General features: G+C 71.0%; 16 protein-coding genes and 1 pseudogene. 4 read left to right on the forward strand and 13 right to left on the reverse strand.

What is annotated here, in order from left to right; all coding sequences use genetic code 11:
• Positions 1-4 precede the first annotated feature (4 nt).
• Positions 5-1,312 carry an AI-2E family transporter gene (locus ACIQMR_RS09740; RefSeq protein ID WP_401384871.1) on the forward strand — a complete coding sequence of 436 codons (1,308 nt, stop codon included), beginning with the start codon at positions 5-7 and terminating at the stop codon, positions 1,310-1,312.
• Between the two features lie 32 nt (positions 1,313-1,344).
• On the opposite strand, the gene ACIQMR_RS09745 is transcribed toward ACIQMR_RS09740, so the two are convergent.
• On the reverse strand, positions 1,345-2,430 hold the full coding sequence (locus ACIQMR_RS09745) for a S1 family peptidase (RefSeq protein ID WP_401384930.1): 1,086 nt from the start codon (positions 2,428-2,430) through the stop codon (positions 1,345-1,347).
• A 432-nt stretch (positions 2,431-2,862) separates the two neighbouring features.
• Here ACIQMR_RS09745 and ACIQMR_RS09750 point away from each other — a divergent pair, with 432 nt between their 5' ends.
• The gene (locus ACIQMR_RS09750) at positions 2,863-3,747 is read left to right on the forward strand and encodes an alpha/beta fold hydrolase (RefSeq protein WP_401384872.1); all 885 of its coding nucleotides are present in this window, start codon (positions 2,863-2,865) and stop codon (positions 3,745-3,747) included.
• A 148-nt stretch (positions 3,748-3,895) separates the two neighbouring features.
• On the opposite strand, the gene fxsT is transcribed toward ACIQMR_RS09750, so the two are convergent.
• The 5 genes from fxsT to fxsA all read right to left on the reverse strand — a co-directional run bounded on the left by fxsT (position 3,896) and on the right by fxsA (position 12,486).
• On the reverse strand, positions 3,896-7,825 hold the full coding sequence (gene fxsT / locus ACIQMR_RS09755) for an FxSxx-COOH system tetratricopeptide repeat protein (RefSeq protein WP_401384873.1): 3,930 nt from the start codon (positions 7,823-7,825) through the stop codon (positions 3,896-3,898).
• On the reverse strand, positions 7,809-9,203 hold the full coding sequence (gene fsxC / locus ACIQMR_RS09760) for an FxsC protein (RefSeq protein ID WP_401384874.1): 1,395 nt from the start codon (positions 9,201-9,203) through the stop codon (positions 7,809-7,811). Before fsxC ends, fxsT begins: the two co-directional genes overlap by 17 nt.
• An 80-nt stretch (positions 9,204-9,283) precedes the next feature.
• Positions 9,284-10,060, reverse strand: a complete 777-nt coding sequence (locus tag ACIQMR_RS09765; protein WP_401384875.1) for an aminoglycoside N(3)-acetyltransferase — start codon at positions 10,058-10,060, stop codon at positions 9,284-9,286.
• Positions 10,041-12,263: a radical SAM/SPASM protein FxsBH, inactivated beta-hydroxylase extension form gene (gene fxsBH, locus ACIQMR_RS09770; RefSeq protein ID WP_401384876.1), complete on the reverse strand. Its 2,223-nt coding sequence runs from the start codon at positions 12,261-12,263 to the stop codon at positions 10,041-10,043. The genes ACIQMR_RS09765 and fxsBH overlap by 20 nt, the downstream gene beginning before the upstream one ends.
• A 58-nt stretch (positions 12,264-12,321) precedes the next feature.
• Complete coding sequence (gene fxsA / locus ACIQMR_RS09775) at positions 12,322-12,486, reverse strand: FxSxx-COOH cyclophane-containing RiPP peptide (protein ID WP_401384877.1); 165 nt, start codon at positions 12,484-12,486, stop codon at positions 12,322-12,324.
• 233 nt (positions 12,487-12,719) lie between these two features.
• Between fxsA and ACIQMR_RS09780 the strand changes: the two genes are divergently transcribed.
• Entirely contained in the window at positions 12,720-13,622 is a 903-nt protein-coding gene (locus tag ACIQMR_RS09780; RefSeq protein ID WP_401384931.1) for a DUF4231 domain-containing protein, read from the forward strand.
• A gap of 22 nt (positions 13,623-13,644) precedes the next feature.
• Here the strand turns inward: ACIQMR_RS09780 and ACIQMR_RS09785 are convergent, their stop codons facing one another.
• From ACIQMR_RS09785 to ACIQMR_RS09805, 5 genes and pseudogenes are all read right to left on the reverse strand, one after another.
• Positions 13,645-14,124: a hypothetical protein gene (locus tag ACIQMR_RS09785; protein WP_401384878.1), complete on the reverse strand. Its 480-nt coding sequence runs from the start codon at positions 14,122-14,124 to the stop codon at positions 13,645-13,647.
• Positions 14,125-14,327: 203 nt separating this feature from the next.
• A complete protein-coding gene (locus ACIQMR_RS09790; protein ID WP_401384879.1) occupies positions 14,328-15,233 on the reverse strand; it encodes a S1 family peptidase in 906 nt (301 codons plus the stop codon).
• A gap of 248 nt (positions 15,234-15,481) precedes the next feature.
• Positions 15,482-16,288: a DUF1684 domain-containing protein gene (locus tag ACIQMR_RS09795; protein WP_401384880.1), complete on the reverse strand. Its 807-nt coding sequence runs from the start codon at positions 16,286-16,288 to the stop codon at positions 15,482-15,484.
• Positions 16,285-16,684 (reverse strand): annotated as a pseudogene (locus ACIQMR_RS09800) (F420-dependent methylene-tetrahydromethanopterin reductase); the annotation flags it as partial. The pseudogene ACIQMR_RS09800 and the gene ACIQMR_RS09795, both read right to left, overlap by 4 nt.
• A gap of 105 nt (positions 16,685-16,789) precedes the next feature.
• On the reverse strand, positions 16,790-18,028 hold the full coding sequence (locus ACIQMR_RS09805) for a DUF5685 family protein (protein ID WP_401384881.1): 1,239 nt from the start codon (positions 18,026-18,028) through the stop codon (positions 16,790-16,792).
• Between the two features lie 288 nt (positions 18,029-18,316).
• On the opposite strand from ACIQMR_RS09805, the gene ACIQMR_RS09810 reads away from it, so the two are divergent.
• Positions 18,317-18,751, forward strand: a complete 435-nt coding sequence (locus ACIQMR_RS09810; protein WP_266375301.1) for a cell division protein SepF — start codon at positions 18,317-18,319, stop codon at positions 18,749-18,751.
• Between the two features lie 39 nt (positions 18,752-18,790).
• On the opposite strand, the gene ACIQMR_RS09815 is transcribed toward ACIQMR_RS09810, so the two are convergent.
• Both ACIQMR_RS09815 and ACIQMR_RS09820 read right to left on the reverse strand, forming a co-directional pair.
• Entirely contained in the window at positions 18,791-19,981 is a 1,191-nt protein-coding gene (locus ACIQMR_RS09815; protein ID WP_401384882.1) for an acyl-CoA dehydrogenase family protein, read from the reverse strand.
• A gap of 81 nt (positions 19,982-20,062) precedes the next feature.
• Complete coding sequence (locus ACIQMR_RS09820) at positions 20,063-21,748, reverse strand: MFS transporter (RefSeq protein ID WP_401384883.1); 1,686 nt, start codon at positions 21,746-21,748, stop codon at positions 20,063-20,065.
• Between the last annotated feature and the right edge of the window lie 388 nt (positions 21,749-22,136).

Here is a 22,136-nt window from a genome sequence, read left to right on the forward strand (position 1 = left end):
GGCGATGCCCAGGCAATCCGATCAGCGACGGCACCGGATCCGCGCGGCGCGGCGTTCCGTGCGCGGTCCCGTCCGCCCCGGGTCCCGTCTCGACGAAGCCGCCGCCGGGGAGGCTCCCGCCGGGGAGGCCGCCACCGACCGGTACACGGAATCGCGGGTGGCGCCCGCCCTGCGGGCCGCCGCCGCCTATGCCTGGCGGCTCCTGGTGGTCGGAGCCGTCGTGTACGCCGTCTTCTCGGTCCTCGGGCGCTTCCACGAGATCGCGGTGGCCGTCTTCCTCGGTCTCGTCGGCACGGCGATGCTCCGGCCGGTGACCGATCTGCTGGCCCGCCGGATTCCGCGGCCGCTCGCCGTGGCCATGGCGCTGATCAGCAGCATCGCCCTGATCCTCGGGGTGCTGGCCCTGGTCGGTGAGACGGTCGCCGGGGAGCTGACCGTGCTGCAGCGCGAGTTCGGCGCGGGGGTCGAGAGGATCGAACGCTGGCTGGAGCGGCCTCCGTTCCGGGTGAACCCGGAAGCGCTCAGGGACGTCCAGTCATGGATCGGCCGGTTCCTCTCCAGCCATCGGTCCACCGTGATCAGTACGGCGCTCAGCGGCGCGGGCCGGCTGGTGGAGGTGCTGACGACGCTGGCGCTCGCGCTGTTCTCCTCGGTGTTCTTCCTGCACTCGGGCGACCGTCAGTGGAACTGGTTCTGCGACCAGCTGCCGCCGTCCGCGCGGGAGCGGGTGTCGGTGGCGGGCCGTGCGGCGTGGCGGACGTTCACCGGATACACGCACGGCATCGTGCTGGTGGCGGCGACCAACGCGATCCTCGTCGGTGTGGCGCTCTACGCCCTCGGGGTCCCGCTGGCCGTGCCGCTGGCGCTGCTGGAGTTCTTCGCCGCCTTCATTCCGCTCATCGGCTCGCCCATCGCGCTCGCCGTCGCCGCGATCGTGGCACTGGCGGCCAAGGGCCCGGTCGTCGCCGCCGTCGTCGTCGCGCTGATCGTGGTCATCGGCCAGCTCGAGGGGCATGTGCTCCACCCGGTCGTGATGAGCTGGGCCGTACGGCTGCATCCGCTCGTCGTCGCGCTCTCGGTCATCGGCGGTGCCATCGCCGCCGGGGTGATCGGCGCGGTGGTGGCCGTACCGATCGTGTCCGTCCTCTGGTCGGTGCGCCAGGCGCTGCGCGCCCTGCACCACCAGGGCGAGGGCCTGGGCCAGGACCCGGGCCAGGACCTCGCACCCGGCCCAGGGCACAACCCGGGACCCGAGCTCGCGCCCGACCCGGGACCCGGCCCCGGGCACGACCCGGGCCCGGGTCGCCCCTGAGGGACGGCCCGGGCCCGGGAAGTGGAGAAGGATCAGCCGATCTCGGCGCCGAAGACCTGCAGCGCCTCCGTCACCGGCTGGAAGAACGTCTCGCCGCCCGCGGAGCAGTCACCGCTGCCGCCCGAGGTCAGACCGATCGCGGCGTCGCCGGCGAAGAGCGAGCCGCCGCTGTCGCCGGGCTCCGCGCAGACGTTCGTCTGGATGAGGCCGTTGACGATCTGGCCGTTGCCGTAGTTCACGGTGGCGTCGAGGCCGGTGACCTCGCCGTCGTGGACCTGGGTGGTGGAACCGCTGCGGGTCACCTGCATACCGACGGTGGCGTCACCCGCCTTGGTGATCTGCTGCGCGCTGCCGTTGTAGAGGTCGACCTCGCTCGGGTGGGCGGTGTCGCCGCTGTACTTGACGAGCGCGAAGTCGTTCTCGGGGAACTGCGAGTCGACCATGCTGCCGATCGCGGCGCCGCCCGCGGAGTCCGACCACTCGCTTCCGGTCTCACCGCAGTGACCCGCCGTGATGAAGTGCGGCTCGCCGTCCTTGACGACGTTGAAGCCGAGCGAACAGCGGCCGCCGCCGCTGTGGATGGCGTCACCACCGGCGATGAAGGGCTTGAACTCCCCCGCCGTCTTCTTCAGTTCCGCCTTCGCGCCGAGGCCCTTCACGACCTCCTGGAGCTTCGTCAGGTTCGCGCCCTTGACCGTACGGTCGGCCGTGACGACCACCTTGTTGGTCACCGGGTCGGTCGCCCAGGACGTACCGGGGATGGTGGCACGCTCGGTGAGGGTCTGCCGGGCGGTCTTCAGCTCGGCGAGCGTGTGCTCGACGATTCTGGCCTTGCCTCCGGCCTTGCGCACGGACTCGGCGGCCGCCTCATCCACCACATTCATCACGAGCGCCTTGGCGTCGGCGTCGTAGTACGCGCCGGCCGCGTCAACGCCCAGGTCCTTACCGAGCGTCGAGGCGAGATCTCCGGCCGCCGACGCCGACAGCTGCTTGACGGTGAACGCGGGCTTCTCCTCGCTGGCGTTCGCAGTCTGCAAGGTGACTCCAGCGGCAACGAGAGCGACGACGGCACCGCCCGCCATCGCCGCGCGCCTCTTGGGTATCCGTCGGTGGTTCAACATCGACCTCCTGTGGGGGCCGCGTGCGGGCAGTGGGGTGCCCGGACACGGAGGATGGGGCGCCCACTATTCCGATACGCGCCGGTAGCACACAAGGTCGAGTTCAGGACGCGCACACGAAACCTCCAATGCGCCCTCTGCACCTTCACTACCGGAGGTCACCACAGGTCGGTTTCGATTGCGAACACCCCGTGCTACCGGGCCATGTGCGGCGGGTAAGGACTAGTCCTGTCCGGTTCTTCACGCGGAATCAGGCCGAACGGGCTCATTGAAGCCTTTCGCCGACCACCCCCTGATGGGTAATCATCAAGGGGGAGGGGAATGCCAGGACAGTATTGCTGCACATGGCACATGTGCATGACCCATGTGTACGACTGACAGGAATTACCCGGCATACGGGGATAAATGGAACCCCATGGCGAAGGAGGGGCGGTGCGACGTCGGGTGCGCGCGTCGGACGGGCGGCATCTGATGGTGGAGCGCCTGGGGGACCCGCGGGGCAGGCCCGTGTTCCTGCTGCACGGCACCCCCGGCAGCAGGCTGGGCCCGGCCCCGCGCGGCATGGTGCTGTACCAGCGCGGGATGCAGCTGATCGCGTACGACCGGCCCGGCTACGGCGGCTCCGACCGGCTGGAGGGGCGCAGCGTGGCCGATGTGGTCCAGGACGTACGGGCGATCGCCGACGCGCTGGAGCTCGACCGGTTCGCCGTGGTGGGCCGCTCGGGGGGCGCGCCGCACGCCCTGGCCTGTGCCGCGCTGATGCCCGACCGGGTGACCAGGGCCGCGGCCCTGGTGACGCTCGCGCCGCGGGACGCGGACGGTCTCGACTGGTTCGAGGGCATGGCCGCGTCCAACGTCCTGGAGTACACGAGGGCCACGGTCGACCCGGACGGGCTCACCGCGCGGTTCATCCTGCGTTCGGCGGAGATCCGGCGCGATCCGTTCCGGCTGCTCAACGATCTGCGCCGGGAGCTGACGGACTCGGACCGGATGGTCGTCGCGGACGCCGGCGTACGGACGATGCTGCTGCGCAACTACCAGGAGGCGCTGCGGACGTCGGCGTACGGCTGGATCGACGACGCCCTCGCCTTCTGCAGTCCCTGGGGATTCGATCCCGCGGAGATCACCGCGCCCGTGCTGCTGTGGCACGGCGAGAAGGACGTCTTCTCTCCGGTCGGCCACTCGCGGTGGCTCGCGCAGCGCATCCCGGGCGCGACGGCGGTCCTGGAGCCCGCCGCCGCGCACTTCGACGCGCTGCACGCACTGCCCCGCGTCCTGACCTGGCTCCTCGCCCCGTCGCTGGAGGACCCGCCCTAGAGGACCCGCACCAGAGCCCCCGCACCAGAGCCCCCGCATCCGAGGACCCGCATCCGAGGAACCCGCACCAGCCCCCGCACCCGACAACCCGCACCGAGGGCTCTCGTTGAAGTCCCTCGGTGCGGAGGCTCGGGTGCGGAGCCCCGCGTCACACCGCCAGCGGCTCCAGGTCCCGGTGGATCCTGCGTTCGTCCCGGGCGATGCGGGTCATCGCGTGGTCCTCCCCGAGGAGCCGCCCCAGTTCCTCCACGGTCTCGGCGCGCAGCAGCGCCGCCTCGTCCTTGCGTCCCAGCGCGCCGAGCGTGACCGCCATGTTGGAGGAGACGGCGAGGACCTCGGGGTGGTGGGAGCCCAGGACCTCGCGGAGTTTCATGACGGCCCGCCGCTCGGTGTCCAGCGCCGATTCCAGCTCGCCGAGGTCCGCACGGGCGTTGGCGAGGTTGACGGTGCAGAACAGCGTGTGCGGATGGGCGGTGCCGAGCACGTCGGTCATCCTGCGGACGGTGGGCAGCAGCACCTGCTCCGCCGCCTCGGGGTCGCCGCAGCCCCACTGGTAGATGCCGAGGTTGTTGAGCGCGGCGAGGGTGTACGGATGCTTCTCGCCCGGCACCTTCATGTACTGGTCCACGACCTCCTGGGCCAGGTCCCGGGCCGCCACCGGCTCCCCGGCGGCGAACAGGTCGGCCGCCAGGTTCAGATCGCAGGCGAGCGAGTCCGGGTTGGCCGAGGTGTACTTGGCGCGGTAGCGGTTGCGGGTGGCCGTCGTCAGCCTGCGGGCGTCCTCCAGCAGGCCGGCCCGCCGCAGTGAGACGGCGAGGGACTTGGCCGCGGCAAGGGTGCCGGGGAAGGTCCGGCCGAGGGTCTGCTTGTAGATGTCGTAGGTGCGGCTGAGCAGGCCGACCGAGTCCTCGTAGCGGCCGACCTCCCGCAGGTCACGGGAGAGCGACGTGGCCGAGGACAGCGTGTACGGGTGCTCGGGGCCGAGCACTTCGGTACGGCGGTCGAAGACGTCCTGGTCGATCTCGCGGGCGCGCGCGTACTGGCCGACCATGCGCAGGTTGAGCGCGAGGTTGTTGGCGGCGGCCAGGGTGCGCGGGTGGGACTCGTGGAAGATCTGGCTGAATCCCTCGTGGGCCTCGGTGGCCAGCTCCATGGCCTTGCCGTACTGGCCGAGGGTGCCGAGGTCCATGGCGAGACCGCTGGTGGTCATGTACGTGTGCGGATGGGAGGGGCCGAGGACGATACGCTGGCGTTCCAGGGTGACCTCGTCGAGCTCGCGCGCCTCCACGTAACGGCCCTGGGAGCGGAAGATGTTGGAGAGGTGGAAGCGCAGGTACAGGTACTGCAGATCGTCGTTCCCGAGCATCTCCCGCCAGGATTCGCGCAGTTCGTCGCCGAGCGCCCCGGCGGCCTGCCAGTCGCCGCGCTTCCAGAGGTAGCGCACCCGGTCGATGAGGAGCCGGCGGGTCTCCGGCTCCTTGCAGAAGCGGGCCTCCGAGGGTCCGAGGTGGGGCCAGATGGTGGTGAACCGCGGCCAGGTCTCGGGGTTGTCGATCGGCTCGTCGTCGTCGGGGCGCGCGCCGGCGAGGATGCGGTGGACGGCGTGCCGGGCGTCCTGCTGCTCCTGCTCGCTGAGCTGGGCCCGGATGACGGCCTGCACCAGCCGGTGCACCTGGATGGAGTTGGAGACCTGGTCGACCTTGGCGAGGGCGAACCGGCCGATCTCGCGGATGACCCGGCCGAGTACGAGCTTCTCCTGGAGGGAGGAGTCGTAGGGCTTGAGCGCCTCGATCATCTCCTTGCTGTAGAGCAGGTTCGCGGAGATCGGTTCCGGTGCGAAGAACGCGCACAGCTGGAGCAGCCGTACGGCGGCGGGTGAGCGTTCCTTGAGCCGTTCGATGGAGACGTTCCAGGTCGCGGCGACCGGCTCGGGGTAGCCGGCGGGCTGGTTGAGCGCGAGGACGCTCGGCGCCTGCCGGCCGAGCTGTTCCAGGTACGCGGCGACGGGTGTGGCGGTCTCGGCGATCCACGCCGCGGCCTGCTCGACGGCGAGCGGCAGGTCACCGACGGCGGCGGCGACCTGGTCGGCGTCCTCCAGGGTGAGTCCGGGCGCCCGGCGCTGGAGGTGCTCGACGGACTCCTCCCGCAGGAAGACGTCGACGGGCAGCGAGTCGCCGTACTGCGACCACGTCTGGTTCCTGGACGTGACGAGGATGTGCCCGCCGGTGGGGAAGAACCGCTTGAGCTGTTCGGGGTCGTCGGCGTTGTCGAAGACCAGCAGCCAGCGCGAGGTCGGTACGCCGCGCCGCAGCAGGTCGACGGCTTCCTGGGAGGCGGCGGCCATGTCCTCGCCGCCCTGGGCGCCGAGGCGGGTGGCGAGTTCGGCCAGTCCGGCGACGACGTCGTCGGACTGCTCGGAGGAGATCCACCACACCAGGTCGTAGTCGGCCATGAAGCGGTGCACGTACTCCAGTGCCACCTGGGTCTTGCCGACGCCGCCGAGCCCGTACAGCGTCTGGGGCTGTGGCAGGACGACGGCCATGCCGCCACCGAGCTGGTCGCGCATCCGCTCCAGGACGACGGAGCGGCCGGTGAAGCCGGGGTTGCGGGCGGGCGCGTTCCAGATCTTGGGGACGGTGCCGGGGAACCGCGGGCCGGGCGCGACCCCGTCGGTGAGCTGGATGGGCCGGTCGAGAGCGCGCAGCAGGGCGCTGGTGGCGTGCACCTCGTCGAGGCGGAAGAGGTCGACGGGGTTGCGGTCGATGTAGGGAGTGGTGAGGCGTACGTCGCCGACGCGCAGCGGCAGCAGCTGGCGCCGTCCGCCGCCGGGGTCCTCGGAGGCGGCCCGTTCCCACACCTCCACGGCGCGGGCGGACTTGAGGTACGCGCTGGAGAGCAGCACGACGGTGCGGGCCGCGGTCTCGGGCACGAGCGTGCCGGAGCCGTCCGGGGAGGGTTCCGCGGAGACGTCGCGCGGGACGACGCGGAAGCCGGCGCGGGTGAGGACGGACTCGATCCAGTCGGCCCACATCCGGTTCTCGGCCACGTAGCTGAGGAAGAGGTCGGCGGGCATGGCGGGGCGGCGGCGGGTGAAGGCGTCCCTGATGCGCAGCCTGGTCTCCTCGCCGACGGCCGGCATGGAGGTGACTTCCTGGTCGGTGACGACGGCGGTGAGCCGTTCGAAGGCGGAGAGCAGGGAGTTGGTGAGTCCCGCCTCGTCGCCGAAGGTGGCCAGGGTCTCCTCGTAGGCGTAGTAGGGGCGGTAGGGGATCTCCACCGCGCCCCAGTAGGCGGTGCTGTCCTCGCCGGCGAGTCCGGTGGGGAAGCGGTCGAACTTCAGCCGGGCGAGGGCCCGTCCGGCGTCGGCCTTCTCCTTCTCGCCCTCGTCGATGCGCATGGGGACGGGGAAGATGCGGATGCCCCGGCCGCCGTAGCGTTCGTCGATCTGCCGTGCGACGGCCGCGGCGCCGTCGATGGACTGGTCGCTGAGGGTGAAGCAGTCGACGAGGACGTCGGGCAGATGGACGGTGCAGATGTCGGCGATGTCGCTGAGGCCGGTGCGGCTGTCGATGAGGACGTAGTCGTAGTTGGCCTTCATGTCGTCGCGCAGGGCGTCGAAGAAGTGCCCGCCGCCGAGGCGGTCGTAGAAGTTGTCCCAGTCGAAGGTGGAGACGGTCGCCGAGTACTCGCGGTTCTGCTTGCCGGCGGAGACGAAGTCGAGGGTGCCGCCCTCGGGGAACTCCCAGCCGAGGCTCTCGGGTGTGAGGGAGACGGCGTGCGGCTGGATCCGGGCGTAGTCCCGGTGCCAGTCGTCGGGGCGCTGCACGGGGCTGGTGGCGGCCCAGGCGTACTCGGTGATCAGGTCGATGACACCGGTGGTGGCGCCGAGGGTGGAGGGGTCGAGGAAGGGATGGAAGAAGCGGTGCAGACCGGGGGCCTCCAGGTCCCAGTCGACGGCGAGGACCCGCTTTCCGTTCGCGGCGAGGATCCAGGCGGTGTTGGCCATGGCCATGGTCCGCCCGGTGCCTCCCTTGTACGAGTAGAACGTGACGATGCGTCCGTCACGACTGGCTGTCATCCGTGTCCTCCGCATCGGGCGCCTGGTCGAGCATGTCGGGGATGAAATGCGTGGTGGCGTACTCGGCCGCCATGGGGCCGCGCAGCCGGGGACGTTCGGTATGGCTGCCGCCGGCGGGCGGATAGACCTGTGCGTGTCTGAGGTACTGCTGGGCGGCCGCCTCCACCACCTGGGGGAGGATCTGGCCGAAGGCCTCCATGCTCGGGACGCCGCGGGCCGCGGCGCGGCAGGCGGCACGGCCCTGGCTGAGTTTGGTCGGCAGGGTCTGTTCGAGTGTGGCGCTCAGTTCGCTCTCGGCGGCGCGGCTCTGGTGGTCGTCGCGGTTCCAGGGGACGACGACGCTCACCCAGGGGCGGTTCTCGGCGTCGAAGGCGGCGAGCCGTTCGCGTCGTTCCTCGTCCTCCAGTGCCCAGCGGTCGATGATGAGCAACTCCGGTCTGGTCGGGGGCTGTTTGCTGTCCAGCGGGGTGGTGTCGTGGTCGAAGGAGCCGACCGTGGCCTGGTAGTTGAGGGCGCGGACCAGATCGCGGGCGACGTAGGCGAGCGGCCGGTGGGCGTCCGGGTAGTACGGGTTCCAGTCCTGAGGCATGTCGCCGTAGTACTCGGCGTCGCGTCCCGGTGGCAGGTCGTGTCTGGTGGAGGCGGCGACGGTGACCTGGATGGGACGGGGGCCGCTGCTGCGCACCGCGCCCCGGGCCGTGGCGCCGGCCGGGTCCTGGGTGCCGAAGGCGCTGGGGGCCTGCCGGTAGTCGAGCGGTCTGCTGGGGCCCATCGCGGCGGTGTCGGCGACACTGACGATGCGTTTGGCCAGCTCGTAGACCGCGCGCTCGTACTCCTCGGCGAATATGCGGAGTTTGATGAGTCCGTAGAGCCCGTCGGTGACGTAGCGGTCGCCGAAGGCCCGGTGGTTGAACTGCAACCGCTCGGCGGGGCCGGGGAGTTGTTCGGGCGGCACCGGTACCCACAGGGCGGGCACTATGGCTTCGGCCGGCCGGTTGCTCTTGGCCTGGTGGTAGATCTCGCGCTGGGCGAACGCGTACCACTCCTTGCCGCACATCTCGCTGGCGAAGTAGCGGGGCGAGAAGAGCGGTACGAAGACCCGGCAGGTGGCGAGCACTTCCGCCAGGCGCTCCGACCAGCCCTCGCCGGACCGTATCTCACGGTCCATGAAACCGGCCGGTGCACCGGCCGGCAGATCGGTCAGGGCCATCACATGACCACACAGATCGCGGAACAGCCGCTCGACCCACATATCGGGGTCGGGGCCTCCGGCTCCGTACCTCGGCGTGTGCGCGTAGCTCAAGAAGAAATACGGCCGCTGGTCCGCCGCTCGCTGCTGCGATGACGCGTGCACACGACCCCCGTCCTGTATGAACACTCGCACTCACAGCTGATGAGGTGCGAGCAAAACAATCATTCCGGAGCCGACCTCACTCCATCCCCACGACGTTCAGTCAATCAACACCGCTTTTCGGACATCCATCTCACCGCATGGTCCACCGCGTCCCTGATCGAGAACAAGGTTGCGACCGTTCCTCCCAGTTGTCCCTTCTGCTCCAGATTCCAGCCGAAGGCGGCGCCGATCGCCTCGAAATCACTGTCGTCCAGAGTGACGTCCAGGTATTCCGTCCATTCCGGCCCGTGCGTCCCACGCACCACACAGGCATACCGCCGCAGGGGCGCGCCGGTGCGGTACTCCGCGAGATGAAAGGCGGTGCAGACGGAGAAACCCACATTGATCATCAATACCCGTGCCCCGGCGCGGTAGAGCGCCCCGAGCGGGGATTCCTCGCCGAGGTGCGAGGAAAGGGGATGCGCCGAGAGCAGTTCCCCCGCCCGCCGGCCGAGCGCGGCGAACGACGTCTGCGGGTGGGCACTGCGCACCGCGCCCCCGGCGGTCCGTACGGACTCGGCCAACCGGCCCATAGCGGTGCACGGCGTCGCGGCGGGATCGAAGGCGGGCATCGTGGCCCGGAAGGCCGCCGCCTGAGTGGGTGTCATCCCGGCGACCAGCCGCAGATGGGCGGTGGACGTGTCCGAGTTCTCCGTGGTGAAGGCGGGCACCACGAGCGTGCCGTCCGCGCCGAGCGCCGTCAGCAGGGCGTCGCGCAGCGTCGGGGCGTCCAGACCGGTGCTGCCGAGTCCGGCGTGGACGAGGACCGTCTCCCCTTGCCGTAACCCGAGTTCCGTCAGCTGTCGTACGAGCCCGTCCCGCTCATCGGCCGTGTCGGTCACGGTCCGCCTCTTCCCACAGTTGCGCCAGCAGCCGCTTCCCGCCGACGGTGAGTTCCGCGGCGCGGTCCAGGGTGTCCAGCGCCCGCCTGGCCGCTTCCGCGCTGTCCGGTTCGAAGGCCCGCAGGCCGGTCCTCTCGTACGCCCCCGCCAGCAGCTCGGACACCGGAACGGGGGCTTCCTGCCAGGGGGCCTCGTGGCTCCACCAGCCGTCGTCGGCATAGAGGTCGGTGACCTCCAGCAGGGCCTGGAAGCGCGCCCGGCGCCAGCCGCGCAGCAGCAGCGGCGCCAACTCCCCCGCGTCCCCGTGCAGCGGGATGCCGAGGGCGCCGAGGCCGTGGCGCCCCAGCGCGGGCCCGGGGCCGGCGACCGGGGTCAGGGTGGTCAGCGATCCGGCGGCGGCCGCTGCCTGTTCCGGTGCGCGCCCGCGCAGCACGCCCCAGGCGCGGGCCAGCCGCCCGCTCCAGTCGGCGGCCTCGGTGAGGCCGAGCCGGGGCAGCGCCGGGACACCGAAGCAGTCCCGGTACGGGTCGAGGTCGTCGATCGCGAGATCGGGAGCCCCGTCGCGGCCGAGTCTGCGGACGGGCCGCCAGCCGGTGCCCGGTTCGTCGAGCCGGGCGACCCGCCGCTCGCCTCCGGCGGTCCGTACGAGGAAGCCCTTCTCGACCGGCTGCACCTCGGCGGTGCCCCGCGGTCCGGCCCCGGTCAGCCGTAGTTCGCCGAGGGTCGGCAGCAGCAGGACGCCGTCCTCGTAGGTGACGCGCACCGGCAGGTCGAGGCCGCCGCGCACGACGGCGGCGGCGACCGACGACGCCAGCCGGCGGGCGGGCGCGAGTGCGGCGCCCGGCAGGTCCTCGTGCAGCGCGTCCAGGGCGCCGAGCAGCCAGCCCCGGGTGTACGGGTGGGTCAGCACGTCGTCGAGGCCGCCCGGCCGGCGGTCGACGGCGCCGGCCAGCTCCCAGGCGTGGGCCCACTCCTCGCCGCCGCGCCCGTCCAGCTCCCGGTTGAGGTCGGCGAGGAGCAGCCGGGTCAGCTCGTGCTGTTCGGTGCGCAGGTCGCCGTCGTCGGTGACGGCGGCCGGTACGGCGCCGGCGGCGGTGCGGTGCTCGATGCCGCGGACGAGGGCCTCGAGGTCCGTGCAGTAGACGGAGGTGTTGTCGAAGTCCGTGCCGGAGCGGTAGCGGTGGGTGTAGAGGCCGCCTCCGCAGGAGCGGACGACGGGGCACTGCCGGCAGGTCTCACCGACTCCGGCGAGACCGAGCTGGCGGGCCCGGACGCCCGGGTGCGAGGCGACCTCGTCGAAGGAGTGGTCGAAGACGTTGAACCCGGTGGCCGCGGCGCCCTCGTAGGCGGTCTTGAGCGAGTCGACCTGCTCCAGGGCACCGTCGGTCTCCACGACGACGAGGTCGGTGGGGGTGAGGCCGAGCGACTCGGTGAGGCCGGGACCGCCGGAGAGGGTGGACAGGACCGAGGCGAAGAGCCGTACCGGCACGCGGCGGCCGTGGCGCTCCCAGCGGTCGAAGACCGTGAGGAGCCAGTCCGCGTACGCGGTCGGGGAGCCGTCGGGCCGGGGCGGCGGTTCGTCCCAGGTGGCGTGCGGCAGCAGGAAGTCGATGCGCGGGGGGTCGAGCTCCATCAGGGCGTCATGGACGGCGACCGGGTCGTTGGCGACGTCGACGGTGCACAGGAGGCCGAGGTTGAGATGGCGGTAGCGGTCCCGGCCGAGCAGTTCGACGGCCTTCAGGACGAGGGGGTGGCTGCTGCGGCCGTCCGCGAAGCGGCGGTGGCGGTCGTTGGCGGCCTTGTCACCGTCGAGGGAGATGCCGACCTTGACCCCGAACTCGTCGAAGAGGTCGAGATAGCGGGGGCTGAGCTGAAGACCGTTGGTGTGGATCCGCAGATCGAGTGCGGCGACGCCGTCGAGGGCCGCGGTGAGCTCCTCGCAGATCCGGCGTAACCGGGAGGGGCCGGCGAGCAGAGGCTCCCCTCCGTGCAGGATCACTGACACGGAGGGCAGGGCATGTTTCTTCGCATGCTCGGCCAGTCGCAGAGCTGTCCAGAAAATCGCCTCGTCAGAGATTGCTTTCGGGCGGGTACGCCAGCTCTGATCAGCGTGTTCATAGATGTAGCAGTGGTCGCAAGCAAGATCACATCTGCTGTGGACCTTCAGTACGATCTCGCGGAATGGGACCACGGGGCCGGTCATTCCGCCAGTCTAGGGCAGTCCGGGTCGGTACCGGACGGCTGAAACCGGACCAGCCGGACTAGAGCGCGGAGTTGAAGGTGGACATCCGTGCGGAACGGTCGCCGTCGGCGGGGCGCACACGACCCAGCTTCTTGGCGGCGTCGGCGTCACGTACATCGATCTCGGTGAGAGGCACCCGATTCTTCTTCACAGAAGCAAAGGTGACTGAAGTCTGGAAGGTCACGACGGCCGTCCTAGGTCATGTTGTGCTAACGGGGAGCACCGGGCACCGTTGCAGTGTCGGCGGCACGACTTTACTCTCATGGCCACCCGCAGCAACTCGGCACGTAGAGCTGAGACAAAAGCGTTGCGCGAGTATGCCCCGCTCCGAACGGAACAAGCCATTCCATCGAACGAGTGAAGCCAAATCCGCAGAGGGGGGTGCGCATGACCGCTATTCCGGGCCATCTGCAAAGCATGGTCTTTCGAAACGCTGATCTGCCGGTTCTCTTCCACCGCACGGACGAGACGGCCATCTCGCGCCAGCGGCAGGCGATCAACGGCACCCGGTTGCAGCTGCTCCTCCTGGTCATGGGCTCCGCGCTGGCAGCGCTGCCGTGGCGGGGCAGGATCGGCGACTCCTTCCAACTCGTCGGCTTCCTGGGCGCGTTGGCGTACGCCGGGGTTCTCGTCGTCAGCTTCCGCGGGTCCCGCAGCCGAGCAAAGTCGCACTGGCAACTCAACCGCTCCGCAGCCGAGTTCATCCGCTCCATGTGCTGGCGCTACGCCGTGCACGGCGCCCCGTTCGACTCCAACTCCCCCGACGCGGACCGGCTGTTCACCGACCGGCTGGAAGAGGGACTGCAGGAGTTACGGAAGGTCGGCTGGGTGGACCCGCGGGAGAACGGTGAGAGCGCGGCGTCCGCCGAGCTCATCACCACGCCGATGCGACTGCTGCGGGAGAAGGCCTTCAGCGTACGCAAGGAGACGTACGTACGGGACCGGCTCATCGAGCAGCGCAACTGGTACCACAGGCGGGCCGAGATCTCCCGGCGGGCCACCACGCTGTGGACGGTCACGATCGGACTGCTCACCGTGCTCGCGCTGCTGTTCGGGACGCTGCGCACGTTCTCGGTCACCGATTCGGCCGAGCCGGCCGGGCTGCTGTCCGCCGCCGCGGCGGCCTGTCTGGCCTGGAGCGAGATCCGCCGCCATCAGCCGCTGATCGCGGCCCACTCGCTGGTGGAGGAGGATCTGGCGGCGATCCACATCGCGATGGAGACCTCCGTGACGGAACAGCAGTGGCCGTCCGCGGTGTACGAGACCGAGCGGATCGTCTCGCCCCAGCACACGGACTGGCTCGTCCAGCACCGGAGTTGAGCCGGGCTGCCGCTGCCGGGCGTCAGGCCCGCTCGACCCCGTCGCGCCAGATCACCGTCACCGGCTTGCCGCGCTCGCGCGCGTACCGGACGATGTCGCCGGTACCGCCGAGCCCCCGGGCCGGACGGCCGTCCCAGACCGCCAGCAGCCGGTCGCAGTTGTCGGCGATATAGGCACCCGCGGCGTAGTAGGCCTCGTCCGTGGAGTGCGGGAAGGCCATCCGCACCTCCTGGCTGGCCCGGTCCTTGAGCCGCAGATAGCAGGCCAGCGCCTCGGGATCGTCGAAGCCCTCCTCGTAGTCCCCGCTGGGGATGACCACGGTCAGCTCGGCGCCGCAGTCCAGGGCGATGTCGGCGAAGAGCTGGTCGGCCCCCTCGGCGAGGCTGGAGAGCGCCTCCAGCGACCCTTCCTGGCGGCACAGCAGTGCCTTCATGGCGGCCAGCACATGGGGCAGGGCTTCGGGCGGGATACTTCTGTGGCCGGTCACTCCGATGCGCTTCATCCGCCCCCCGATCCGTTGTGGCCGACCGCCCTGCCATCCTCTCAAAAGTGTGCAATACGTCGAGCCCCCGCCCGGGGTGCGGGCGGGGGCTCTTGTTGACCGGAGGCCGGTTCTGCCGAAGGCCGGTTCTACCTGAGGCCGGTTCTGCCGAAGGCCGGTTCGCCCCTTGCGTCGGTCCGGCCGCGAGCCGGTTCGGCCGGAGGTCAGTAGACGCTGACGCCGTAGGCGTTCAGGGCCTCGACGACCGGCTGGAAGAACGTCGTGCCGCCGGAGGAGCAGTTACCGCTTCCGCCGGAGGTCAGGCCGATGGCCCGGCTGCCGGAGTAGAGCGGGCCACCGCTGTCGCCCGGCTCCGCGCACACGTTCGTGCGGATCATGCCGTAGACGATGTCTCCGCCGCCGTAGTTGACCGTGGCGTTGAGACCGGTGACCGATCCGCTGTGGATGCCGGTGGTGGAGCCGCGACGGGTCACGGACATGCCGACGGTGGCGTTGGCCGCGCTGGTGATGTCGACACTGCCGACGGTGCCCGGCTTGGCGACGGAGGTGTTGGTGTAGCGGACGATGCCGTAGTCGTTCGTCGGGAAACTGGAGCCCGAGGTGGTGCCGAGGACCGTGGTGCGCCCGGAGTTGGACCACCAGGTGCCCGCGCCGTCGGTGCAGTGGCCGGCCGTCAGGAAGTACTGCGTACCGGCGCTGTTGCGGACGTTGAAGCCGAGGGAGCAGCGCCAGCTGCTCGCGTAGATGGCGTCGCCGCCGGAGATCAGCTTGGAGAACTTGCCGGGAGTGCGTTCGACGCGGATCGCGCCTGCGTTGGCGCCCGCCTCCCGCTTGATCTGGGCGATCTCGCTCGGTGAGACGGTGGAGTCGGCGGTGACGACCAGGGTGTTGGCCGCCTTGTCGATGTGCCAGGCGGTACCGGCCACATCGGCGTCGAGCACGGCGTCGCTCGCGGCGGAGAGCTGCGTCGCGCTGAAGGTGACAGGAGCCTCGTCGGCACTGGCTGCGGGGACGGCCAGCGCGGCGGCTGCGACAAGGCCGGTGGTCATGGCGAGCAGACGGGTCCGTCTCGCGACGCCATGGGTGGGGTTGGTGCGCTTGATCCTCACTTCTCGTTCCTCCCGAGGGGAATCGGGGACCCGCTGTGGGGTGACGGGCCCGTGAGGCGCAGTCAGAAGACCGGCGGAGTGTTCGGTTTCGGTCACGCCGTGCCCCTGACAAGCGCTGTTCGGGAGTATTCGGCGCGTCAACCGGCCGCGCAAGGGCGCCTTTCGGCCGTGCGGCGCGTGCGTATGCCGAACGGCCCCGGGGGCTCGGTGGCCGCCGGGGCTGGAGTGTCCGTCGTGGGTAGGACGGGTCAGCGGGTGAGGAGGTTCCGCTCGCCGGCCGCGATGTCGGTCGTCAGGGTGTTGCCGGGCGGCGGGAAGGGGCAGATGAAGTGATCCGCGAAGGCGCACGGGGGCAGCAGCGCCCGGTTGAGGTCGACGAGCACGGAGCCGTCCGCGTCCGGCGCGGCGGGCCGCAGGAAGCGGAAGCGGTAACTGCTCTTCCCGCTGGTCGCGTCGGCGAGGACGGCCCACAGCGAACCGTCCGCCTCGACCGCCGCCTGAAGGCGGTGCTCCGTGCCGTCGAGCTCGAAGAGGATCTCGCCGGACAGTCCCAGACCCCGCTCCCGGCCGTCGGCGTTGCGGACGCGGACGCTGCGGTGCTCGTACGGAACGAACCGTCCCGGCACCGCCCAGCGCGGCTCGTACGGTGTGGCGTCGATGCCGAGGAAAGCCTGCCGTGCGGGCGCCGAGGGGTCGAAGTCCCGTACCGCCCAGAGCCCTTCGCGGCGCAGGACGACGAGCCGCCGCTCCCCGTGCGAGACCCGTGACTCCGCCACCGGCGCGTTGTCCGCGGTGAGACGGACGTCACCGGTCAGCGGCTTGCCGTCGACGAAGAGGCCGTCCTCGGCGGCGGCGGTCAGCACCACCTCGTCACCGTCCTCGCGCCAGCGGCCCGGGATGACCGGAATTCGCCCTTCCGGGTGGTCGGAGAGCCAATGGGTGCCGCTGAGGGACAGTGGTCCGTACGGCGCCGAGACCGAGGCGACACGGCGCTCGTGCCAGTCCTGCCAGTTCTGCCAGTTCTGCCGCGGATCGCTCTGCGGGTCGCTGCTCATGGATCAACCTTTCCGGATCGCCCAACGGGTTCGGGGAGGCCCAGGTGCGACCGCAGGGTCGCACCGGCGTACTCGGTACGGAAGGCGCCGCGCTCCTGGAGGAGCGGCACGACCTGGTCGACGAAGTCGTCGAGGCCGCCCGGGTCCGGATGCGGTACGAGGAGGAAGCCGTCGGCGGCGTCCGTCTGCACCCACGCGTCGAGGGCGGCGGCGATGCCGGACGGGGTGCCGACGAAGGTCTGCCTGCCGGTGGTCTCGATCACCGTCTCGCGGATGGACAGCCCCTTGGCCTCCGACAGCGCCCGCCACTCGGCGGCGACGGCGAGCGGGTCGCGGGACCCGGCCCCGGCCCACGCCCCGACCCGGCTCCGGCTCCGGCTCCGGCTCCGGCTCCGGCTCCGGCTCCGGCTCCGGCTCCGGCTCCGGTCGAGCACGCGCTCCGGGACGGGATCGATGCCCCACAGCGCACGGGCGGTCCGTACGAACTCGGCGGCGCGCGCTCTAGCAGCCGTCACAGGGGCAGCAGCAGTCACAGCCGCTGGGCGTGCAGTCGCAGTCGCACTTCTGGCAGCAGCCCTCGCGCTTCTTGCGGGACCAGGGGCCCTCGTACTCCTTGGCGCAGCAGATCCGGCAGGTGCAGCAGAGGCCGACGAAGGCCGCGCAGCCCGCCCAGAAGCCACGGGGCTTCGGCTTCGGGGGCTCACCGCCGAAGCCGAACTGCGGCGGGACGCCGCCGTTCCCGCCCGCGCCGCCGCCGTAGGGGTTTCCGCCTCCGTAGGGATTGTCCGACCCGTACGGTCCCGCGGCTCCGCCCCCGGCCGCACTCCCGTACGCGCCGCCGCCCTGCGCCGGCGGCTGCTGACCGTACCCCTGGTGCGAGCAGGCCGCCGTGCCGAACGCCCGGTCCACCGACCGCCTCAGCTCGTGCACGAGCAGCACGTGCAGCAGCCGGTCGTCCACGAACTCGGCGTCGTGCAGCGCGAGCCTGATGCCGTGCAGGGCGTCGTCGGCGAGCCGGCGCGCCTCGGCAGGCGCCGTGCCGGTCGCCGTGAGCGGGTTCCATGCTCCTGACGCCGCGTCGGCCTGCCGGTCCTCCACCGCGTCCAGCAGGTGCGCCAGCCGTCCGAAGAGCCGGCCGGCCTCGGCGAGCGGGGCGACGTTCTGTGGCCGTCCGGCCAGAACCGCGGTATGGGCGAAGGCGGCCGCGGTCGCCGTCTCCGTCGGCTCGGTCACGAGCAGCAGCGACGTGCCGGCACCGGCGAGCGACTCGATCCCGGTCTGCCGGTCCACGGCGTCGACGAGCACCGCCGTGTCGAAGCCCAGCGCCGCGCCGGCGCGCGCCCCGGCGCGGTCCCAGCCCGCCGCGACACGGCGCGCGGCCACGGCCACCGGCTTGCGCGCCAACACCCCGTCACGGTCGGCCACGTGGTCCCTTACCTTCGCCGACGCCAGCACGAGCGAGACGGCCGCGGCCAGCCTGGCTCCCTCGCCCCTCGCGACGGGAGCGGTGCGCATGGCGCGCAGCGGACAGGGGCCGGCCGTGCGGCGCTGCTCGGGAGTGCGTTCCGCCTGAGCCTCCGTCAGAACCGAGACGATCAGCCCGTCGTAGTTGGTGACGACCCTGGCGAACTGGCCGTGGTCCGAGCGAAGTGCCAGGCAGAGCCCGCAGAGATGGGCCATCCACTCGGTCTTGAGGCCGTCCGTGAGCCGGTGTGTGCAGGGCCTGACGATTCCGAACACGACGTCCCCCCGTGAGTCGTTCGAGTGCGCGGCCCGCATCGTATCCGGCCGGTCCGTTCACCCGTACGCTCCGAGCCTCACCCATCTGGCCCGACATTCATATTTTGCTTCGATATGAGCCCCCTCAGGGCCCCTACGCTGGAAGAACCTTGACGAATCGCCACATCTTCTGCACCAGTACCGTCACGAATCCCCTGCGCGGCGACTATCCACTTGGCGCGCGATCCGCATTATGGACGACCATAGGGATGCGGAACCACAAGTGACCGCGGTTGAAAGGAGGCGTCCATGGGATCGGTGCGCAAGGCGAGTGCATGGCTGGGTCTCGTCGAGGACAACGACGAGCGTTACTACGACGACGAGTACGCCGAGGGTTCGGGATCCGGCGACCAGTGGGTGACCGACCCGCGGGTGCGGGTGGCCTCCGAGTCGGCCGAGGAGCAGGGTCGCCGGATCGCCACCATCGCCCCGGACAGCTTCCGTGACGCGCGCGGCATCGGGGAGCACTTCCGGGACGGCGTCCCGGTCATCGTCAACCTGACGGCCATGGAGCCCGCCGACGCCAAGCGCGTGGTCGATTTCGCGGCCGGGCTGACCTTCGGTCTGCGCGGCTCGATCGAGCGGGTGGCGACGCGGGTCTTCCTGCTGACCCCCGCCGACACCGAGATCGTCACCGGCGAGTCCGCCGGCCGCGCCACCGACGGCTTCTTCAACCAGAGCTGAGCAGGGCGCTCGCCGGCCCACCGGAAAGCGCCGGTCGGACTACCGGAACGCATCCAGGCCGGTGAGCGCCTTGCCCAGCACGAGCTGGTGCATCTCGACGGTGCCCTCGTAGGTGAGCACCGACTCGAGGTTGGTGGCGTGCCGCATCACGGGGTACTCGAGCGAGATCCCGTTGGCGCCGAGGATCGTCCGCGCGGTGCGGCAGATCTCGATCGCCTCCCGTACGTTGTTGAGCTTTCCGAAGCTGACCTGCTCCGGGCGGAGTGTCCCCGCGTCCATGCGTCGCCCGAGGTGATGGGCGAGCAGGATCCCCTTGTGCAGTTCGAGCGCCATGTCGGCGAGCTTGGCCTGGGTGAGCTGGAAGCCTCCGATGGGCTTCCCGAACTGCTCCCGTGTCCGCGCGTAGTCGAGCGCCGTCTCGAAGCTGGAGCGGGCCGCGCCCATCGCGCCCCAGACGATGCCGTAGCGCGCGTGCGACAGACAGCTGAGGGGCCCCTTCAGTCCGGTGACCGCCGGGAGTACGGCATCCGCGGGCAGCCGGACCTCGTCGAGGACGAGTTCGCTCGTGACGGAGGCGCGCAGCGACCACTTGTGCCTGATCTCGGGGGCCGAGAAGCCTGGTGCGTCGGTGGGGACGGCGAAGCCGCGGACGCCCTCGTCGGTCTGGGCCCAGACGACGGCGACCCCGGCGACCGAGCCGTTGGTGATCCACATCTTGCGGCCCGTCAGTACCCAGTCGGAGCCTTCGCGTTTGGCGTACGTACGCATTCCGGCCGGGTCGGAGCCGTGGTCGGGCTCGGTCAGTCCGAAGCAGCCGATGGTGGAGCCTTCCGCCATGGACGGCAGCCACTGCTGCTTCTGCTCCTCGGAGCCGTACTTCCAGATCGCGTACATGGCGAGCGAGCCCTGGACGGAGACGAGGGAGCGGATGCCCGAGTCGGCGGCCTCCAGCTCCAGGCAGGCGAGTCCGTACTGGACGGCGGTGGCGCCCGCGCAGCCGTAGCCGGTCAGGGACATGCCGAGTGCGCCGATCGAGCCGAGCTCACGGGCGAGTTCACGGATGCCGGGGAGTTCGCCGCGCTCGTACCAGTCCGCGATGTGCGGCAGGACCCGGTCGGCGGCCCAGGAGCGGACGGTGTCGCGGACCGCGAGGTCCTCCGGGTCCAGGAGGTCGTCGATGCCGAGAGGGTCGGCGGGGTCGAAGGGCGGCAGCTTCGAGGGTGCGGACATGGGGGTGTGCCTCCGGCGGCTCGCACGGCGCTGTGTCACAACCTAGCGGCGTTAGTCAATGCTCGGCGCCGACGTTACGGCTCAGTGTGCCGTGCGTCCAGATCGGACCGGTCCCGCCGCCTCGGCGGGCCTGCGGCATGCCGGGACCGGCGCCTCCGCCGACATCTGCGCCGGTGTGTCGGCCGGTGCGTCCGCCGAGGTGTCCGCCGTACTCGGGGGTTCCTGCGGCGCAGCGCACTCCATCACCTTCGGCAGCCGGAGCGCCGCCAGCGCTCCGAGCAGCAGCAGCCCCGCGCTGACGACGAGCGTCACATGCAGCCCGTGGACGAACGCATGCCGGGCCGCGAGCCGCAGCGCCTCGCCGACGGGGCCGCCGAGCTGGTTCGCCACCTGGTAGGCCTCGCCGAGGGAATTGGTCGCGGCGTCCCGTGCGGCCGGCGGGGCGCCGGCGGCTTCGCCGAGCCCGGGGGCGTACGCGGCGTTCATGACGCTGCCGAGGAGCGCGATGCCCATGCCGGCGCCCAGTTGGTACGAGGTCTCGCCGATGGCCGCGGCACCGCCCGCGTGCTCCGGGGGTGCCTCGCTGAGCATCGACTCGTACGCGCCGAAGAGCGTGGTCTGCAGGCCGAAACCGAGGAGCACGAAGGCGACGGTGAGCAGCAGCGGCCGGTCGTGCTGTCCCATCAGCGTCAGCAGCAGCACTGCGGCGGCGGTCAGCACGAAGCCCCAGCCGACCATCCGGCGGGGACCGAGGCGGCGCAGGGTGAACGAGCCGGTGGCACCGGCCGCCATGGCGGCGAAGGTGAGCGGCAGCAGCCGCAGTCCGGTCTCCAGCGGGCTCAGCCCGAGGACGAGCTGGAGGTACTGGACGGCGATCAGTTCCAGGCCGACCAGCGCCAGCATGGCGAGCACGATGCAGCCGACCGAGGTGGAGAAGGTGGCCATGGCGAACATCCGGATGTCTATGAGCGGATGTTCGCGGCGTTTCTGGCGGCGCACGAAGAGGGTGATCAGCAGGGCTCCGGCGACCAGCGGGACGACCGTACGGGGGTCGAGGAGGCCGTCGCCCGCGCCGAGCCGCTTCACGCCGAGGACTATGCCCAGCACACCGGCGGCGGCCATCAGCGCGCCCAGGACGTCCCAGGGTCCGTCGCCGTCGCCCCGGGACTCGGGCAGCAGCCACCTGCCCACCGGCAGGATCAGCAGCATCAGCGGGATGTTGATCAGGAAGACCGAGCCCCACCAGAAGTGCTGGACGAGGAAGCCGCCCAGGACCGGACCGGTGGCGGCGCCGACGGCCGCGACCGCGGTCCATATGCCGATGGCGGTGGCGCGCTCGCGCCGGTCCGGGAAGACGGCTCTGAGTATGGAGAGCGTCGCGGGCATGATCATCGCGCCGCCGACGCCGAGCAGGGCGCGGGCCCCGATGAGCACCTCGGGGGTGGTGGCGAGCGCGGCGACGGCCGAGGCGACGCCGAAGAGGGCGTAGCCGAGCAGCAGGATGCGCCGGCGGCCGACCCGGTCCCCGAGGGTGCCGAAGAGGATCAGCAGCGAGGCGCACACCAGCGGGTAGGCGTCGACGACCCAGAGGAGCTCGACCCCGGTGGGGCGGAGGTCCTCGGTGACGGCGGGCACGGCGACGTGCAGCACGGTCGCGTCCAGCGCGACCAGGAGCAGGCTGACGCAGAGGACGAGCAGGACGACCCAGCGGTTGACACCGCCGCCGGCGGCACGCGGGCGTGCTCCGGCCGTGGTCGTCCCGAACATGTACGTACCTCCTGATGGGTCTCTCGCGTCGGTGGGCGGCCGGGGCGGGGCCCGTGGGCGGCCCGGCATCGACGGGCGAGTGATCAGCCAGCGTACGCGAGTCCCGGCCGGGGGTGCGTGGCGCACCTCTCACCTCGTCGGCCGCCGGGGTGTGGCGTACGCCACGCCCGTGTGCCACGAGGGTGGTACCCGTCGTGCTCCGAACGGCCCCGGAATTCGGCACGGCAATCACGTGAACGGATATCTCCGCCTGCAAACACACTTACGGAGGCGACCGCGTGAGCAATAGGGCACAAGGTCACTTCGATTTACGCCCCGGGCCCGATTTAATGTGCGGCTGAGACATAGTCCACATCACATCGTCATCACGAAGGGCCGGGATCGGCCT

This window comes from Streptomyces sp. NPDC091376 (genome assembly GCF_044757085.1).
Lineage (GTDB): Bacteria > Actinomycetota > Actinomycetes > Streptomycetales > Streptomycetaceae > Streptomyces > Streptomyces pratisoli.

Bases quoted from the DNA above. Each gene is read 5' to 3' on its own strand.
- ACIQMR_RS09740 (WP_401384871.1), top strand. From the start codon at position 5: ATGCCCAGGCAATCCGATCAGCGACGGCACCGGATCCGCGCGGCGCGG.
- fxsT (WP_401384873.1), bottom strand. From the start codon at position 7,825: ATGACAGCCAGTCGTGACGGACGCATCGTCACGTTCTACTCGTACAAG.
- fxsBH (WP_401384876.1), bottom strand. From the start codon at position 12,263: ATGACCGGCCCCGTGGTCCCATTCCGCGAGATCGTACTGAAGGTCCAC.
- ACIQMR_RS09780 (WP_401384931.1), top strand. From the start codon at position 12,720: ATGGTCTTTCGAAACGCTGATCTGCCGGTTCTCTTCCACCGCACGGAC.
- ACIQMR_RS09785 (WP_401384878.1), bottom strand. From the start codon at position 14,124: ATGAAGCGCATCGGAGTGACCGGCCACAGAAGTATCCCGCCCGAAGCC.
- ACIQMR_RS09795 (WP_401384880.1), bottom strand. From the start codon at position 16,288: ATGAGCAGCGACCCGCAGAGCGATCCGCGGCAGAACTGGCAGAACTGG.
- ACIQMR_RS09810 (WP_266375301.1), top strand. From the start codon at position 18,317: ATGGGATCGGTGCGCAAGGCGAGTGCATGGCTGGGTCTCGTCGAGGAC.
- ACIQMR_RS09815 (WP_401384882.1), bottom strand. From the start codon at position 19,981: ATGTCCGCACCCTCGAAGCTGCCGCCCTTCGACCCCGCCGACCCTCTC.
- ACIQMR_RS09820 (WP_401384883.1), bottom strand. From the start codon at position 21,748: ATGTTCGGGACGACCACGGCCGGAGCACGCCCGCGTGCCGCCGGCGGC.